The organism is Duganella lactea (assembly GCF_009857505.1).
Lineage (GTDB): Bacteria > Pseudomonadota > Gammaproteobacteria > Burkholderiales > Burkholderiaceae_D > Rugamonas > Rugamonas lactea.
The window spans coordinates 82944-97674 of record NZ_WWCP01000017.1 but is presented as its reverse complement, the minus strand read 5'-3'; the positions used below and the strand labels follow the sequence as shown (position 1 = coordinate 97674).

Sequence of the window (14731 nt, the reverse complement as noted above, 5' to 3'; positions counted from 1 at the left end):
TGAATCAGGCCAGGCCTGCGATCAGTTCGGAATAGCTGCGAGCGGCGTTCACTGAGCTAAACATGCGCTCAAATCGCGCTCGGGCCAGCTTCCTTCCGAACGCGCCAGCGCTGGAGTTGTCGCCAGCGTTGTGAAGCATGTCTACCAGCGACGCGGAGAACTCCTGGTAGTTCCATGTGCGCTTGAGGCAGGCGTCCGAATAGTTCCGCAATGCCTCGCCGCTGCCATGCTTGATCTGGTCGGTAAGTGCCGAAGCAAGCGTATCCGCATCAAACAACGCGAGATTCATGCCTTTCCCGCCGACGGGGGATATTATGTGGGCGGCATCGCCCACGAGGTACAGGGGGCCGTAGCTCATTGGCTCGAATACGGCGCTTCGGAGCGGAAACACGAGGCGGTCGCTTATTGCCCCTGCGGCCAATGCGGGCTCGCCCATGCGCTCACGAAGAGCGGCCCAGATTCGTTCATCTGGCCAGTCGGCCTCTGTATCGTTGACCGAGCATTGCAGATAGAACCGGCTGTGCGGCCCTCGGGGGAATTGCGCTGCGAAGCCGCTGTTAGACATCGCCATAACGATTCTTGGCGGCACGTCGGCAAGCACGTTAAGCCAAGCGACGCCATAGTCCCGACTCGTGGCGGTCAGCACCGACTCCGGAATGCTCTTGCGGCTTACCCCGTGGAAACCATCGCAACCGGCGACGAATTCGCAAGTCAATTCACGGGGGACGCCTGATTCGTCAACGTACCGCACTACCGGCTTGCCAGTGTCCAACCCGCTTAGCCGTACGTCGCTCGATTCGAACCTGATATCCCCGCAAGCCTCCTTGAATGCCCCGACCAGCGTCCTTACCAGCAGTTGCTGGGGGCACAACCGCATTGCCGGAAGGCCATTCTCGTTGAACCCGTTCTCGTCGAGGATATAAGGAATCCCGTCAAGCCTAAATTCGGACAGGCCGTCGTAAGGAGCTCCGACGTCCACCAATTTCCCCATTCCCCAGCGCTCAAACATCTGCACAGCGCGAACCTCTACGGTGCCGGCGCGCTGACGCCGTTCCACATAGTCCAAGCTCCGCTGCTCAAGCACTACGCAGTTAATTTTCTGCCTGACGAGAATGTTAGCAAGGGTCAGTCCCGATACTCCGGCCCCGATAATGACTACCGTGGTTGATTCTTCCTTTTGTACAGACATTTTGTCGATCCGTTCCCTATTTGCGATGATCAACATCGTAGATCGGCGTTAAGCCAAGATGTGCTCCGCAGTGGCCAATCAGCCGTCCAAAGCAGCCATTTGGAAGCAGGGTCAAGTATCGCGCGCGTCAGGCGCAAGCAGAAGGTTAGGCATTGGTGCCTTTCTTCTTGTAGTCGACATGAGACATCGCGCAGAGTGTGTGCATGTGATTGCGACCACTCATGCCTTCCCGGTCAAAACGCCGAGTCATGAAGTGTGCGCGGCCGTTCTCCTTTAAGAGACGACAATCGGTCATGTCAATGCCTGCGGCGCGCGCCATCAGGTGATAGGCGTATTCGACGCGGCCGTAGTTCTCGGAGGCGCCAAGTTCGTGGTCGTCGCCGATTCCGTCGAACTTGAGCAGACAGTGTTCGAAGCCTTCCGGAGCCTCGAGTTGGCCCGAGCGGATTTCATCGGTCTTCGGGTTTCAGGCAATGACGGCTTTCGCCCGCGCGCCGCCGGCGGAAGTGCCGACGTCGATGATGCTGCGCAGCGCGGCGGTTGCATGGGCGTCGTCGTCCATGACATCTGTATTCCCAAGGTATGAAACAAATCAAAGAAAGAAATCTGATCGGCGCCATCGCCGTCGCACTCGCAGGCGAAATAAACCGAGTTGGCGAACGTTTTGGACAGTGCGGACTCGATCCGAATGAACCATCACAGGAGCGGCCAGCTTAAATTATCGGCTTACCGTGCAAACTCGAATATTTTTCGAGCACTGCGTTCAGTAGCTGACCAAGCACTAGCGGCTGGGTAGGCTTACGCCTGCGGTCCTGTGGGAGATTACAGGCGCAGTCAGGCGATATCTCAACCCAGATTTGAAATGCGCCTATTTTCTATCAAGCGAGTCGGTTCTCAATTCGCTAATCATTGGACCTTGGTGGTATATGATGTTGCCAAGTATCAATGAATGGGGTTGTGTGAATGGATTGGATCGACAGAGCGTTGGAGGTGATTTCGCTGGTCACAGTGAGCCGCCACCAAGAGGAAGTTACGGAAGTTAGCGCCCGCGAACGGGCAGCAGCTAGGAGACAGTTCGAACAGAACTTAAAGAGCGTTAGCGATGCGCATGCTGCTGCGTTGGCGAAAGAGGTGGCATCGTCGCGCGGGCTTGGATTCGAAGAGGGGAGGGCATTTGAGCGGCTGGATGTCGCCCGTAAGGAGCGGGAGGCAATCGAGGAAGCGGAGCGTCTCGAACGCGAAGCGGCGATTGAGCGGGCCAAGTGGTTAGTAAGCCCGAATCCACTTCCGATTAGCCAGCATATTGCCAAGTTCCAATCTGATGTGAACGGAAGGCTTGAGTATCCGCCGGAGTCGGAGTCGCACCAATGGGACATGATCCTATCGGACTGTCCCGCTACTTACGTCATTGCTGGCGCGGGTTCGGGCAAATCCACCTCCCTTGTCCTGCGTGTTCTTCTTCTCAATTTGTATGCCGAAATTGACAGAGGGCAGATATCCGTCTTCACCTTTACCAGAGCGAGCCGTGCAGATTTCATCAAGAAGTACCGCGAGCGGATGGATGAGTGGGGGTGCCCGATATCCGAAGACGAGGCGAAGTCCGTTGTTCGGACATTTCATTCGATGGTTTTAAAAATGGCGCGGTCGGCGATGCATCCTCGTCCTGTAGTCCTCGAGCTGCTCGACCGCGAAACAGAAGGACCCGTTCAGGATTTCGATGTCGACAACCTACTCGAATTGACGGAAAAAGAAGCTGAGGCGGTGATGGGCGAGGAGGCGGAAACAGGCGAAGCTAGGCACACGACAAAGCCAGAGTAGCCCGCAAGGCGCACGAAACGTGCGAACAGCTTGAGTTGGTCGTAGAACGAAGCGTCGTCAACGATTGTGCGTACCCCCAGCGCCTGGCGTGCATCGGTGCGGGTAGAGAATTCACCGCGGAGCCAGCGAATAGCATCGGACTTTAGCTGCTCGTTACCTTCGTCGAAGCCTTTGCAGTAGCAGGAAATGACTTCGGCAAAATCGAATCCATTGACCATTTCCGTCAGATGCTCCAGTTTCGCGCGAATGACCGCTTCAGCGGTCGTACCTGCAGTGAGCGCCTCCGTCTTTGCCGTTGCTACGAAGCGTTCGACGATGCCGTTCATGGCGCCACCGTCTGGCTTTGTTCTGGTCGATAGATTGCGCATCAATTCGGCGAAGAGCGACCTTGCCTGGCCGCCAGTAGCATGCAGTCGACGGTCCGGGTTTAAGTCGGCGTTTGCGGTGACGAGCTTGCGCTCCATGGCGACGGCTCGGACCAGATTGAGGAAGAAGGTCTTGCCCGCGCCGTACTCACCGATGACGAAGCGAATGGTTGAGCCACCGTCCGCGATGCGGTCAATGTCCTGGATGAGCGTTTCAATTTCGTGATTTCGGCCGACTTGAATAAGATGCTGGCCATGCCGTGGCGAGACCCCGGCTCGCAGGGATTGAATGACCGCATCACGGTCTTTGGGGCGAATAGTTGTCGTGGTCATTGCGTCAGGCTCTCTATCAGTTCTGCATTGATTTCTATCGGGTCATCGCCCTCTGTGAACGTTGTGTCCAGCTCATCAAGGCTCGCTTCGTTGAGCTTTTCGAGAGCTCCGTCCAGCATGATGTTCAAGTCTTGCGCCACATCAAGTAGCTCGGCCCGCTCCCAGATTGGACGAGACATGAGCATGCGGGCAAATGCGCTATGATTTTCGTCCAGGCCCAGTATATTGTTGGACTGCATGGGCTCCGCAGGAACTTCAGCCACTACTGGTGACGGTGCAGGTTCCTCGACAAAAATATCGGCAAGGCGCTGAGCAATCTTGTCACTCGATTCTTTGAGTGCTGCAATCTTCGACTGGTCCAGATTAAACCCAGGTGTCGTACCTCCAGTGCTAGCACTGGTAGATTGAGCGAGCGTCTTGGCGCCGTCATGGCCTGCATGGATGTCACTGTAAACGCTGGTCCGTTCCAGGCCCAGCTGAAGATATATCTTTTCCAGAAGTTTGACTTCTTCTGGCAATGCTACGCCGTCAGCCAAGACCATAGCAGCTGCAAACGCCGCGATTGCCTCGCGAGTTTGCTGGTCGAGTAGCTCAACTTTTTTCTTTATTGATGAAAGTGCGACAGAACTGTTCACCCGCACCTGCGCGTAGCCACCGCGCAGTCTTGAATTCGCTAGGTGCTGAAGGTATTTTGTAATCGCTGGCGCGAGCGACATTGGTAGCCGAGCCAAACGACTTCAGCTCGTCGTCCTCGAGCTGGGCTGCTTTACCGGTCGATTGCGGCTGGCTAGTCGGACGTGCGCTCCACGTGCGATTTGTCACGTTCGCTGTGTTGGCATGACCTACCGGTGCAGAGCTGGGCCTTGGCGCGGCGCTCGAGACAGGGTCTCGCTGCGATTGTTGCGAGTGGCGATAGTATCGGTAAATCGCATAGGCAGCTGCGGCGGCAAGGAAGAAGGGCCAGTAGTCGGCGACAAGCTTTGCCAGGACAACCAGTGCGGCCACGATAATTGCGATTGTGGAGGTAAGGCCATTGCCTCCTTTGCGACGCTTTGCCAAGCTAGTTCCCCTGTTTGGAATTCGTACAGCCGCGTCTTAAGACGTCTCTATTGCTGATTTTTTGAGTCTTGGTAATAAGTCCATGATACCTTAACGCTCATTAACCGAGAAGTTGTTTTATGGGCATTGTCATTGCTTTTTCTAAACCGCTTTAACTTGAAGAGTGCGCTTCCTAGTCACTCTCCCACTTTAGTTCAACTGTCATACCCGAGCACATTGACATTGTCCTGGGAAGTGTGAGGGGTAACGGAGAGATGAAGTGGTTGCGGGGCAATGGGCCTTGGTTTACCATCTGCCATAGCGGTACAAAAAATGGTACAAACCGCTGGTACAAACCCTTGTGAACATGTTCTATAAGTGTTTGATTTTATTGGTAGTATTTAAGTGACGTCGAATCTCACCGTTTCCGCCAAGACATAAAAAAACCGCCTAAAAGGCGGTTTTTTTATGTCTTGGCGGAAACGAGGGGAGCGCCTGCGCGCTCCCCGTGTGAGATTCGAAGGGCATGGCCCTACCGGGCCATCCCGCCCCGAATCGCCCAACTGCTGGCGCGCAGCGCCAGCCTCGCGCGCCGAAGGCGCGCGTTCCCCACCTAATCAACAGCCAACGGCTGAGTCCGTGTCAGAAGTGGCAGCGTAGCAGCGCAGCCGCTCACTCCGCAAACGGCGCCTCTTCGATGGCGATGCGCACCTGGTCCGCCGGCCCCAGATAGACATCGCCGCCGGTGGGGCCGTCCTGGAACGCGAAGTGCGCGCCGTCGTAGTCTTCGATCACCCAAATGTCGGTAATGAGGCGGTCGGTCGGGTCCAGAGGATTGACGACATCAATCTTGCGGCGCTCGCCTGGAATCAAGTCCTTGACGGCGTCCTTGGTGCGCTCGGTTGCGAGCGGCATGTATTTCGCAGCGATGTGTTCGTTCATGTCGGCCTCCCGATAACATTGTAGACCCGGCTTCAATCCGGTGACGCGCGATAAACCGTGCGCGGACCTGCCAGCAATCGCACTTGGTGCTATGCTATCCGAACGTTTTGAACAAGGAGGATGACATGCCTGCTTCTCACGACACCTATACCCGCAAGCAAGGTTTGAAGAAAACCTACGACGTCGAATACACGGCGTTGCGCTACAAAATATCCTTGGGCAACAAGGTGCTCAAGGATATTCAGCTCGGCCTGCAATCGGCGCCGGTGCTGGACCCGGAAGTGGCCTGGCGCCACGCTGTCGCCGATATTGAAAACTTACGTGGCATGACCGAGCAGTAGCCCGGCGGCGGCCGGCCCGTCGCGCCTCAGGCGAGGCGCGCTTGCGCCGCAAACCACGGCTGCATGCGGCGGATGGCTTCTTCGATTTCCGCCGTGGACACGGCAAAGCTGAAACGGATGAAGTGTTTGCCGTCGACCGGATCGAAATCGATGCCGGGCGCGGTGGCGATGCCGGTGTCCCGCAGCAGGCGCTGGCAGAAGGCCAGACTGTCGTCGGTCAGGTGGGCGATACTGGCGTAGATGTAGAAGGCGCCGTCCGGCGGCGCCACCGTGGTCAGGCCCAGGCCGGGCAAGGCGGCCAGCAGCAGGCGGCGGTTTGCGCGGTAGACCCGGAGGTGGCCGTCCAGTTCGTCCAGCGCATCGAACGCGGCCAGGCCGGCGTGCTGGCTCAGCGATGGCGCGGTCAGGAACAGGTTGCCGCAGTATGCCTGTGCGCGTTCGACGTGCTCCGGCGGCGCCAGCAGCCAGCCGAGACGCCAGCCGGCCATGCTGAAATACTTCGAGAAGCTGCTGACCACCAGCGCCTGCGGCGCGTAGGCGAGGACGGTCTGCGCCGGCTCGACGTAGCTGAGGCCATGATAGATCTCGTCCGAAATGAGGCGGATGCCGCGCGCGCGGCACACCTCGGCGATGGCTTTCAGCTCATCCGGCCGGATCAGCGTGCCGGTCGGATTGGCCGGGCTGGCGATGATGACGCCTTGCGGCGCCGGCTCGACCGCGGCCAGCGCGGCGGCCGTCAGCTGGAAGCCGACGTCGGCGCCACAGGCGATCTCCACCGGCTGCATGTGCAGCGCCTTCAGCGTGTTGCGGTAAGCCACGTAGCCGGGGCGCGCCATGGCGACGCGGTCGCCCGGCGCGAACAGTGAACTGAGCGCCAGCACCAGCGCCGGCGACGCGCCGCAAGTGAGGATAAACTGGCTGGCCTCGACCCGCACGGCATAGCGTTCCTGATAGAAGCGCGCCAGCCGCTCTTTCAGCGGCGCGCTTTCCCAGTAGCCCATGGCTTCAGCGTCGAGCACCGCGTGCGCCTTGGCGATGGCGGTCTGCGGCGCGCCGGTGGACGGCTGGCCAAATTCCATGTGGATGATCGAACGGCCTGCGGCTTTCAGGGCGTGGGCCTGTTTGCTGATGGCGATGGCGTGGAACGGTTCAAGTTGCGCATTCATGCTTCGATTATACTGTTGCCTGTAGCATAAAAACAGCAAAGGTTTTGGGCATGACGAGACGATTGAAGCCATGGGCAATTGGCGTGGCGGGCGCGGTGGGGATGTATGCGGTGGCCGGTTTCGTGCTACTGCCGGGCATCATCAAGAGCCAGCTGACCCAGTATGCGGAAACCGAACTGGAGCGCAAGGCCAGTGTCGCCGAGGTCAGCTTCAATCCCTTCACGCTGCGGCTGGAAGCCAAGAATGTGACCCTGACCGAGGCCGATGGCGCGCCGCTGTTGGCCGTCGGGGGGCTGGCGCTGGAGATGCAGTGGCGCTCGCTGTTCCGCCGCGCCTGGAGTGTGGCCGAGATCCGCATCAGCGCGCCGGCGTTGCAGTTGTCGATTGCCCGCGATGGCAAGTTCAACATCGCCGAGCTGCTGGCCACCATCGAGCGGCACAAGAAGAAGGACGAGCCCGATAGCGGCTTGCCGCGTCTGGTGATCGACCACTTTGCGCTGGAGGGCGGCCAGGTAGCGATGCACGACCAGCACGCCGGCTATGACGAGACCTTCACGCCGATTACCTTCTCGCTGAACAACCTGAGCACGCTGCCGTCCGAGAACGGCGACTACACGCTGAGCGCGGACGCGGGGCAGGGTGGCAAGCTGCGCTGGAAGGGCGTGGCGGCGGTCAATCCAATCGGCGGCAGTGGTTTGCTGACGCTGGAAAACGTCGCGCTGCCAGGCGTGGCGGCCTATCTGAAATCGTTCTCGCGCGTGGTGGTGGCCGATGGCAAGCTGTCGGCGCAGCTGCCGTACAAGTTCAGCTATCTCGACGGCAAGCTGGACGCCAGCCTGGTAGGTGCTGGTCTGAGCCTGGTAGACCTGTCGCTGCGGCGCGGCGCCGATGCGCCGTTTGTGCAAATGAAACAGTTGTCGGTCAACGATATCGGTATCGACTTGCTGAAGCAGTCGGTGCAGGTTGGCGCCTTGCGCGTGAACGGCGGGGCGTTGACGGTGCGGCGCGATGCGCGCGGCGAGCTGGACGTGGCGAATCTTACTTTGCCGGCGCGGCCGTCCGCGGCCAAGCCTGCGCCCGCCAAGGCCGGCGGCTGGAAGCTGCAATTCAAGCAGATCGGCCTGGACGGCGTGGCGCTCAATTATTTTGACCAGACCGTCAGCCCGGCGCTGAAAGTCAGCGCCAATCGCGCCAGGCTGAATCTGGCATTGCAGATGGATGGCGCAAAGCTGAACATCGACAAGGCGGCCTTTTCGCTGGATAACCTGTCACTCAACAGCGGCATGCAGGCGCCATTTAAGCTGGGGCGTCTTGGTTTCGATGACGCGTCGCTGGACCTGGAGGCGCACCAGATCAACGCCGGCCGCCTGTATGCGGATGGCGGCCAGCTGGACCTGTCGCGCGACGCCAAGGGCCAGTTCATGGTGCTGGATCTGTTGCCGAAATCCGGTGGTGGCGCGCCGTCCGCGACGACAGCCGAGCAGCGCGGTCCGGCGTGGACGGCGGACGTGAAGTCGGTCGAGGTGAACAAGGTCGGCGCGCTGTTCGCCGATGCCGGCTCCGGCATCAAGGTCAATCTGCAAAATTTCAACCTGAAACTGCACGACGCCAGCACGGACCTGAAAAAACCGCTGGCGTTCGAAGGCGGCGTCGGTCTGAAGGAGGGCGGTCTGTTACAGGCCAAAGGCAAAGTGGTTCCCGCCAGCGGCGCGCTCGATAGCGAACTGAAGCTGACCAAGCTGGCGCTGGCGCCGGTGCAGCCGCTGCTGAGCAAGTACGTCAAGCTGAAGATCGCGGACGGCAATATCAACGCGCAAGGCTGGTTACGGACCGGCAGCGGCGCCAGCAAGGCCGACCCGGCGCTGCGCTACAATGGGTCGTTCGAGGTGGCCGGACTGTCGCTGAACGAACTGGACAACGACCGCTTCGCCCACTGGACCAGCGTGCGCGCCGAACAACTGGCGCTGAGCGTCAAGCCGAATCTGCTGGATGTGGCCGAGTTGCGCGTGGTGGAGCCGAACGCGATTCTGATCATTGAGAACGACCGCAGCTTGAACGCTCAGCGCTTGCTGGTGGAGCAGCCAGCCGCCGCGCCTGCCGCATCTGCCGCGCAGCCAGCGGAGCCGTCCGCCGAAGCCTTCCCGCTGCGCGTGCGTCGCGTGCGCGTGCAGGACGCCAAGCTGGACTTCACCGACCTCAGTTTGCGTCCGCAATTTGGCGCCAGGATTTACGAGTTGAACGGCGTGATCAACGGCCTGTCGTCCAGGCGTGACGCGCGCACCCAGATCGAACTGGACGGCCGGGTGGATGATTACGGCCTGGCCCGCGTGCGTGGTCAGCTCAATCCCTTCGTACCGGCCGATAACACCGATCTGAACGTGCTGTTCAAGAATATCGACATGGTGTCGGCGTCGCCTTACACCATGAAGTTCGCGGGCTACCGTATCGCCGAGGGCAAGATTTCGCTGGACTTGCAGTACAAGGTGCGCAACGGTCAGATGGATGGCAACAATCAGGTCATCCTCGATCAGCTGACTTTGGGCGAGCGCATCGATAGCCCGGACGCGCTCAAGCTGCCGCTGGAACTGGCGTTGGCGGTCCTCAAGGACAGCAACGGACGCATCGACCTCGGCATCCCGGTGACGGGTAATCTGAACGACCCGAGCTTCAGCTATGGCGCGCTGGTGTGGAAAGCCTTGGGCAATGTGCTGACCAAGGTGGTGACGTCGCCGTTCCGCGCGCTGGGCAATCTGTTCGGCGTCAGCGGCGAGAAGCTGGAGGCGGTGGAGTTTGATGCCGGCAGCGCCGTCGTGCTGCCGCCCGAGCGTGAGAAGCTCAAGCAGGTTGCACAGCTCATGACGAAGAAGCCGGATTTGAAGCTGACCGTGCCGGGCCTGTACAGCGAGGCGGCCGATGGCGCGGCGCTGCGGATGCAAGCCTTGCGGCGCGAGGTGCTGGGCCGCGCTGGCGTCAAGCTGGCGGCCAATGAGCAGCCGGGGCCGCTGGATATGTCGCAGCGCACGGTGCGCGGCGCGATACGCGCTCTGTACGCCGAACGTTTCGGTGCCCCCGAGCTGGAGCGGGAGAAGCAAGCCGCCGAAGTTGCCGGCGCCGCTTCCACCTCGGCCTCCGCCGGCCCGGCGCAGCAGAAACTGCCGGTGCTGCGGCGTCTCGGCAACCTGGTGCAGGGCGAGCCGCAGGTGGCGGATGCGACGGCGTTCTATGGCAAGCTGGAGGAGCGCCTGCTGCAGCATCAGCCGCTGCCGAAGGAGGCCTTGCCGGAACTGGGCGCGCGGCGCGCGGCGGCGGTGGTGGCCACGCTGAAGGAGGCGGGCGGCGTGGCGGCGCCGGGCGCGCCGGTGGCGACCGAAGAGGCCAGCGGCAAGGCCGTCGCGGTCAAGCTGGCACTGTCGGCACGCCCAGCCTTGCGCTAGATCAAACCGGCTCAGCTTGCCTGAACCGGCTTTGGCCGCCTAAGCTGCGTGCATGGCAACCACGACACAACTCGGCAATGCTGAACAACGCCGTGCCGCAAGCGCCGCCGGCGCCGCCCACGCCCATCGTCATCCAGGGGCCCGCCTACCAATAGCCACGGCTTGTTTGGCGCGTAAAAGTCTTGCCAGACCTGGTGGAGATGCTCTAGTATCGATCCCGATGCAGCAGCATCGACGTCGCTCGGACGGTTCCGGGCGCTTACGTGAGACATCTATGACTGACACCCAACATCCGCGCAGCTTTGCGCGTATTGATCGCCTGCCCCCCTACGTTTTCAATGTCACCGCCGAGCTCAAGCTGGCGGCGCGCCGTCGTGGCGAAGACATCATCGATATGTCGATGGGCAATCCGGACGGCGCCACGCCACCACACATCGTGTCCAAGCTGGTCGACACGGTGCAACGTCCGGACACCCATGGCTACTCCGCCTCGAAGGGGATTCCACGCCTGCGCCGCGCGATTTCGCGCTGGTACCAGACGCGCTACGACGTCGAGTTCGATCCGGACGCCGAAGCCATCGTCACCATCGGCTCGAAGGAGGGCCTGGCGCACCTGATGCTGGCCACGCTGGACCAGGGCGATACGGTGCTGGTGCCGAATCCCAGCTACCCGATCCACATCTGGGGCGCGGTGATCGCCGGCGCGAATATCCGCTCGGTGCGCATGACGCCGGGTGTCGATTTCTTCGACGAACTGGAACGCGCGGTGCGCGAGAGCTATCCGAAACCGAAGATGATGATCCTCGGCTTCCCGTCGAACCCGACCGCGCAATGCGTGGAGCTGGAATTTTTCGAGCGTGTGGTGGCGCTGGCCAAGCAGCACAACATCCTGGTGGTGCACGATCTGGCCTATGCCGACATCGTCTTCGACGGCTGGAAAGCGCCGTCGATCATGCAGGTGCCGGGCGCGCGCGAGGTGGCGGTGGAATTCTTCACGCTGTCCAAGAGCTACAACATGGCCGGTTGGCGGGTCGGCTTCATGGTCGGCAACAAGGAGCTGGTGGCGGCGCTGGCGCGCATCAAGAGTTACCACGACTACGGCAGCTTCACGCCGGTGCAGGTGGCGGCGATCGCGGCGCTGGAGGGCGACCAGACTGGCGTCAGCGACATCTGCGCGCAGTACCAGAGCCGCCGCGACGTGCTGCACAAAGGCCTGGCCGAAGCCGGCTGGCCGGTGGACAAGCCGAAAGCCTCGATGTACATCTGGGCGCGCATTCCCGAGGCCTACCGCCATCTGGGCTCGCTGGAGTTCGCCAAGCTGCTGCTGGCCGAGGCCAAGGTTTGCGTGTCCCCCGGCATCGGTTTCGGAGAGTACGGTGACGAGTACGTGCGCTTCGCGTTGATTGAGAACGAAGCGCGCATCCGGCAGGGCCTGCGTGGCATCAAAGCGATGTTGCGCAAGACTGCCGCATAAAATCTGCGCAGAGTTTAAGCCGCATCAAACCTTTGTTTGATGCGGCGGCTACTGTAGCTCTCTGGACCATTAGAGGAGCTGCCATCATGTCCCAAATTCCCACTGGAATCAGCGCGCGCCGCCTGGTTGACGCCGTCCAAAAACTCGAACGCAACCTGTCCAGCGCCGGTTTGCCACACTTTGTCGCGCGGATGCCGGTGTGGTGGCTGGCGTGGTATTACTGTCGCATGCTGGATCAAAAGATTGCGCGCATCACGCGCATCAGGGGCAAGTTCGACCGCTGGGGGCCGGCGATCCGCGAAGCGTCGCCGGTGGCGCAGGAAAAGCGGGAAATGCTGGACCTGGACCACGGCATGCGCACCGATATCGAATTCACCAAGGTGACGATGCGGGATCTGGGCTCGTGCTGCGAGGATATCGACCGCATGTTTGCGCAGCTTGGATACGAATCGGCGCGGCTGAAGAAGCGGCAGGTGGCTTTTTTGGCGCTGCTGGAAGCGTCCTGCGTCTCGGCCACCCGCATGCAGGAGGCGTTGACCCGGCACGATGACGCCGTGCTGGCGCGCCTGCGGGCCGAGGCGGATTCCGCCACGGCCCATGCGGCCAGGGTTTAAAAGCCTTCCAACACAATCTTGCCTTTGGCGCGGTTGCTCTCGATCAGGGCGTGCGCGCGTTTGAGGTTTTCGGCGTTGATCTTGCCGAAGCGCGCCGTCAGCGTGGTCTTGACCGCGCCGGTTTCCACCAGCTTGGCGACATCATTCAGCAATTGATGCTGCTGCTGGATATCGGCGGTCTGGAACATCGAGCGGGTGTACATGAACTCCCAGTGCAGCGACACGCTCTTGCGCTTCAGCGTGCGCACGTCGATGGCGGCCGGATCGTCGATCAGCGCGACCTTGCCCTGCGGCGCCACCAGTTCGCTGATCGCGGCCCAGTGGTGGTCGGTCTGATTCAGCGCCGCGACATACGTTACCGGTGGCAGGCCGAGACGGGCGATTTCCTCATTCAACGGCTTGCTGTGGTCGATCGCGTGATGGGCGCCCAGCTGCTTGATCCAGTCGCCGGTTTCGGCGCGCGAGGCGGTGCCGATGATGGTCAGGCCGGTCAGCTGACGCGCCAGCTGCACCAGGATCGACCCGACGCCGCCCGCCGCGCCGATCACCAGCAGCGATTTGCCTTGCGTCGCGCCAGCGTCGCGACCCACTTGCAGACGGTCGAACAGCAGTTCCCACGCGGTGATGGTGGTCAGCGGCAGCGCGGCGGCTTGGGCGAAGTCCAGATTCTTCGGCTTGTGGCCGACGATGCGCTCGTCCACCAGGTGCAGCTCGCTGTTGGTGCCGGCGCGGGTCAGGTCGCCGGCGTACCAGACTTCATCCCCGACCTTGAACAAGCTGACGTCGGGACCGACGGCCTGGACCACGCCGGCGGCATCCCAGCCGATCACCTTGGCCTGACCGTCGGCCGGCGCCACGTTGCGGCGGATTTTGGTGTCGACCGGGTTGACCGAAATGGCGCGCACCGCCACCAGCAGGTCGCGGCCGGTGGCTTGCGGCGCCGGCAGGTCGATATCGATCAGCGATTCAGCGTGTTCGATCGGCAGGGACTGGCGGTAAGCGATGGCTTTCATTGAAATTTCTCCGAAAAGTTGGGGGATGGGCGTATCATGATTTAATTCGTGGCGATGAAAAAGAGGCGCCACACCGAAACACTTTCAAGGAAATGAAGAAAATTGCTCAGGCTGGATGATTTGACCGTATTTGTTCGCACCGCCGACCGTGGCAGCCTGTCGGCCGCCGCGCGCGAGCTGGAGATCTCGCCGGCGTTGGCCAGCGCGGCTGTCAAACGGCTGGAAGGCGAGTTGAAGCTGCGGCTGTTCGCCCGCACCACGCGCTCGTTGCGGCTGACGGAGGAGGGCGAGCATTATCTGCGGCACGCGCGCGAGGCGCTGCGGCTGCTGAAAGAGGGCCACGATGCGTTGATCCAGGGCCAGGCCAGCCTGGGGGGCACGCTGAAAATCTCGCTGCCGTCGGACCTGGGACGCAATATGGTACTCGGCTGGCTGGATGCGTTTCAGGCGCAATATCCGCGGGTGACGCTGCAACTGAGCATCAGCGACCGCGTGGCGGATATGTACCGGCAGCCGGTCGACATCGCCATCCGCTACGGCGCCCAGGAGGATTCCAGCCTGATCGCCTTGCCGCTGGCGCCGGACAACCGTCGCGTGCTGGTGGCCGCGCCAGCCTACCTCCAGCAGCACGGTCAGTTGGAGGCGCTGGAAGACCTGGCGCGCCACAACTGTTTGCGCTTCATGCTGGAAGATGTGATCCATGACCGCTGGAGCTTTTACCGCGATGCCCATGCCGGGCCAGCCGTGGTCCACGTCAACGGCAACCGTAGCGCCGATGACGCCGACGTGGTGCGGCGCTGGGCGGTGGCCGGCGTCGGCGTCGCCTACAAGTCGCGGCTGGACGTCAGCGCCGACCTGCGCGCCGGCCGGCTGCAAGTGCTGCTGCCCGGCGTGCTGGGCGAGCCGGCGCCGCTCAACTTGCTGTGCATGCACCGTTCGCAGATCTCGCCGACCGTGCTGCAATTGCGCGAATTCCTGCGTGCGCAGTGCGAGAAAGCTTAAGG

General features: G+C 61.4%; 13 protein-coding genes and 1 pseudogene. 6 read left to right on the top strand and 8 right to left on the bottom strand.

Annotated elements, in window-relative coordinates:
* Positions 1–4: 4 nt before the first annotated feature.
* Together GTP44_RS15325 and GTP44_RS28225 are read right to left on the bottom strand one after the other, a co-directional pair.
* Positions 5–1225, bottom strand: a complete 1221-nt coding sequence (locus GTP44_RS15325; RefSeq protein ID WP_202424089.1) for a 4-hydroxybenzoate 3-monooxygenase — start codon at positions 1223–1225, stop codon at positions 5–7.
* 109 nt (positions 1226–1334) lie between these two features.
* Positions 1335–1637, bottom strand: a complete 303-nt coding sequence (locus tag GTP44_RS28225; protein ID WP_371867229.1) for a HipA domain-containing protein — start codon at positions 1635–1637, stop codon at positions 1335–1337.
* 515 nt (positions 1638–2152) lie between these two features.
* Here GTP44_RS28225 and GTP44_RS27835 point away from each other — a divergent pair.
* Entirely contained in the window at positions 2153–3007 is an 855-nt protein-coding gene (locus GTP44_RS27835; protein ID WP_161020102.1) for a UvrD-helicase domain-containing protein, read from the top strand.
* On the opposite strand, the pseudogene GTP44_RS15310 reads toward GTP44_RS27835, so the two are convergent.
* From GTP44_RS15310 to GTP44_RS15295, 4 genes and pseudogenes are all read right to left on the bottom strand, one after another.
* Positions 2968–3705 (bottom strand): annotated as a pseudogene (locus GTP44_RS15310) (BREX system ATP-binding domain-containing protein); the annotation flags it as partial. The gene GTP44_RS27835 and the pseudogene GTP44_RS15310 sit on opposite strands and share 40 nt — an antisense overlap.
* Positions 3702–4340, bottom strand: coding sequence for a tellurite resistance TerB C-terminal domain-containing protein (locus GTP44_RS15305; RefSeq protein WP_161020101.1), 639 nt, complete (start codon positions 4338–4340; stop codon positions 3702–3704). The pseudogene GTP44_RS15310 and the gene GTP44_RS15305, both read right to left, overlap by 4 nt.
* Positions 4297–4764 (bottom strand): hypothetical protein, encoded by a 468-nt coding sequence (locus GTP44_RS15300; RefSeq protein WP_161020100.1) that lies wholly within the window; start codon positions 4762–4764, stop codon positions 4297–4299. The genes GTP44_RS15305 and GTP44_RS15300 overlap by 44 nt, the downstream gene beginning before the upstream one ends.
* Before the next feature lie 651 nt (positions 4765–5415).
* On the bottom strand, positions 5416–5685 hold the full coding sequence (locus GTP44_RS15295) for a hypothetical protein (protein WP_161020099.1): 270 nt from the start codon (positions 5683–5685) through the stop codon (positions 5416–5418).
* Positions 5686–5810: 125 nt separating this feature from the next.
* On the opposite strand from GTP44_RS15295, the gene GTP44_RS15290 reads away from it, so the two are divergent.
* A complete protein-coding gene (locus GTP44_RS15290) occupies positions 5811–6026 on the top strand; it encodes a hypothetical protein (protein ID WP_160992877.1) in 216 nt (71 codons plus the stop codon).
* A 26-nt stretch (positions 6027–6052) separates the two neighbouring features.
* On the opposite strand, the gene GTP44_RS15285 is transcribed toward GTP44_RS15290, so the two are convergent.
* Positions 6053–7192, bottom strand: a complete 1140-nt coding sequence (locus GTP44_RS15285) for an aminotransferase class I/II-fold pyridoxal phosphate-dependent enzyme (RefSeq protein ID WP_161020098.1) — start codon at positions 7190–7192, stop codon at positions 6053–6055.
* Between the two features lie 50 nt (positions 7193–7242).
* Here GTP44_RS15285 and GTP44_RS15280 point away from each other — a divergent pair, with 50 nt between their 5' ends.
* The 3 genes from GTP44_RS15280 to GTP44_RS15270 all read left to right on the top strand — a co-directional run bounded on the left by GTP44_RS15280 (position 7243) and on the right by GTP44_RS15270 (position 12714).
* Positions 7243–10626 (top strand): DUF748 domain-containing protein, encoded by a 3384-nt coding sequence (locus tag GTP44_RS15280; RefSeq protein ID WP_161020097.1) that lies wholly within the window; start codon positions 7243–7245, stop codon positions 10624–10626.
* Positions 10627–10900: 274 nt separating this feature from the next.
* Entirely contained in the window at positions 10901–12100 is a 1200-nt protein-coding gene (gene alaC / locus GTP44_RS15275; protein WP_161020096.1) for an alanine transaminase, read from the top strand.
* 86 nt (positions 12101–12186) lie between these two features.
* Entirely contained in the window at positions 12187–12714 is a 528-nt protein-coding gene (locus tag GTP44_RS15270) for a hypothetical protein (RefSeq protein WP_161020095.1), read from the top strand.
* Here GTP44_RS15270 and GTP44_RS15265 read toward each other — a convergent pair.
* The gene (locus GTP44_RS15265) at positions 12711–13727 is read right to left on the bottom strand and encodes a zinc-binding alcohol dehydrogenase family protein (RefSeq protein WP_161020094.1); all 1017 of its coding nucleotides are present in this window, start codon (positions 13725–13727) and stop codon (positions 12711–12713) included. The two genes, GTP44_RS15270 and GTP44_RS15265, sit on opposite strands and share 4 nt — an antisense overlap.
* 102 nt (positions 13728–13829) lie before the next feature.
* On the opposite strand from GTP44_RS15265, the gene GTP44_RS15260 reads away from it, so the two are divergent.
* Entirely contained in the window at positions 13830–14729 is a 900-nt protein-coding gene (locus GTP44_RS15260) for a LysR family transcriptional regulator (protein WP_160992883.1), read from the top strand.
* Positions 14730–14731: the final 2 nt, after the last annotated feature.

Excerpts from the sequence above, each read along its gene's own strand:
- GTP44_RS15325 (WP_202424089.1), bottom strand. The coding sequence starts at position 1,225 with ATGTTGATCATCGCAAATAGGGAACGGATCGACAAAATGTCTGTACAA.
- GTP44_RS27835 (WP_161020102.1), top strand. The coding sequence starts at position 2,153 with ATGGATTGGATCGACAGAGCGTTGGAGGTGATTTCGCTGGTCACAGTG.
- GTP44_RS15295 (WP_161020099.1), bottom strand. The coding sequence starts at position 5,685 with ATGAACGAACACATCGCTGCGAAATACATGCCGCTCGCAACCGAGCGC.
- GTP44_RS15290 (WP_160992877.1), top strand. The coding sequence starts at position 5,811 with ATGCCTGCTTCTCACGACACCTATACCCGCAAGCAAGGTTTGAAGAAA.
- GTP44_RS15285 (WP_161020098.1), bottom strand. The coding sequence starts at position 7,192 with ATGAATGCGCAACTTGAACCGTTCCACGCCATCGCCATCAGCAAACAG.
- GTP44_RS15280 (WP_161020097.1), top strand. The coding sequence starts at position 7,243 with ATGACGAGACGATTGAAGCCATGGGCAATTGGCGTGGCGGGCGCGGTG.
- alaC (WP_161020096.1), top strand. The coding sequence starts at position 10,901 with ATGACTGACACCCAACATCCGCGCAGCTTTGCGCGTATTGATCGCCTG.
- GTP44_RS15270 (WP_161020095.1), top strand. The coding sequence starts at position 12,187 with ATGTCCCAAATTCCCACTGGAATCAGCGCGCGCCGCCTGGTTGACGCC.
- GTP44_RS15265 (WP_161020094.1), bottom strand. The coding sequence starts at position 13,727 with ATGAAAGCCATCGCTTACCGCCAGTCCCTGCCGATCGAACACGCTGAA.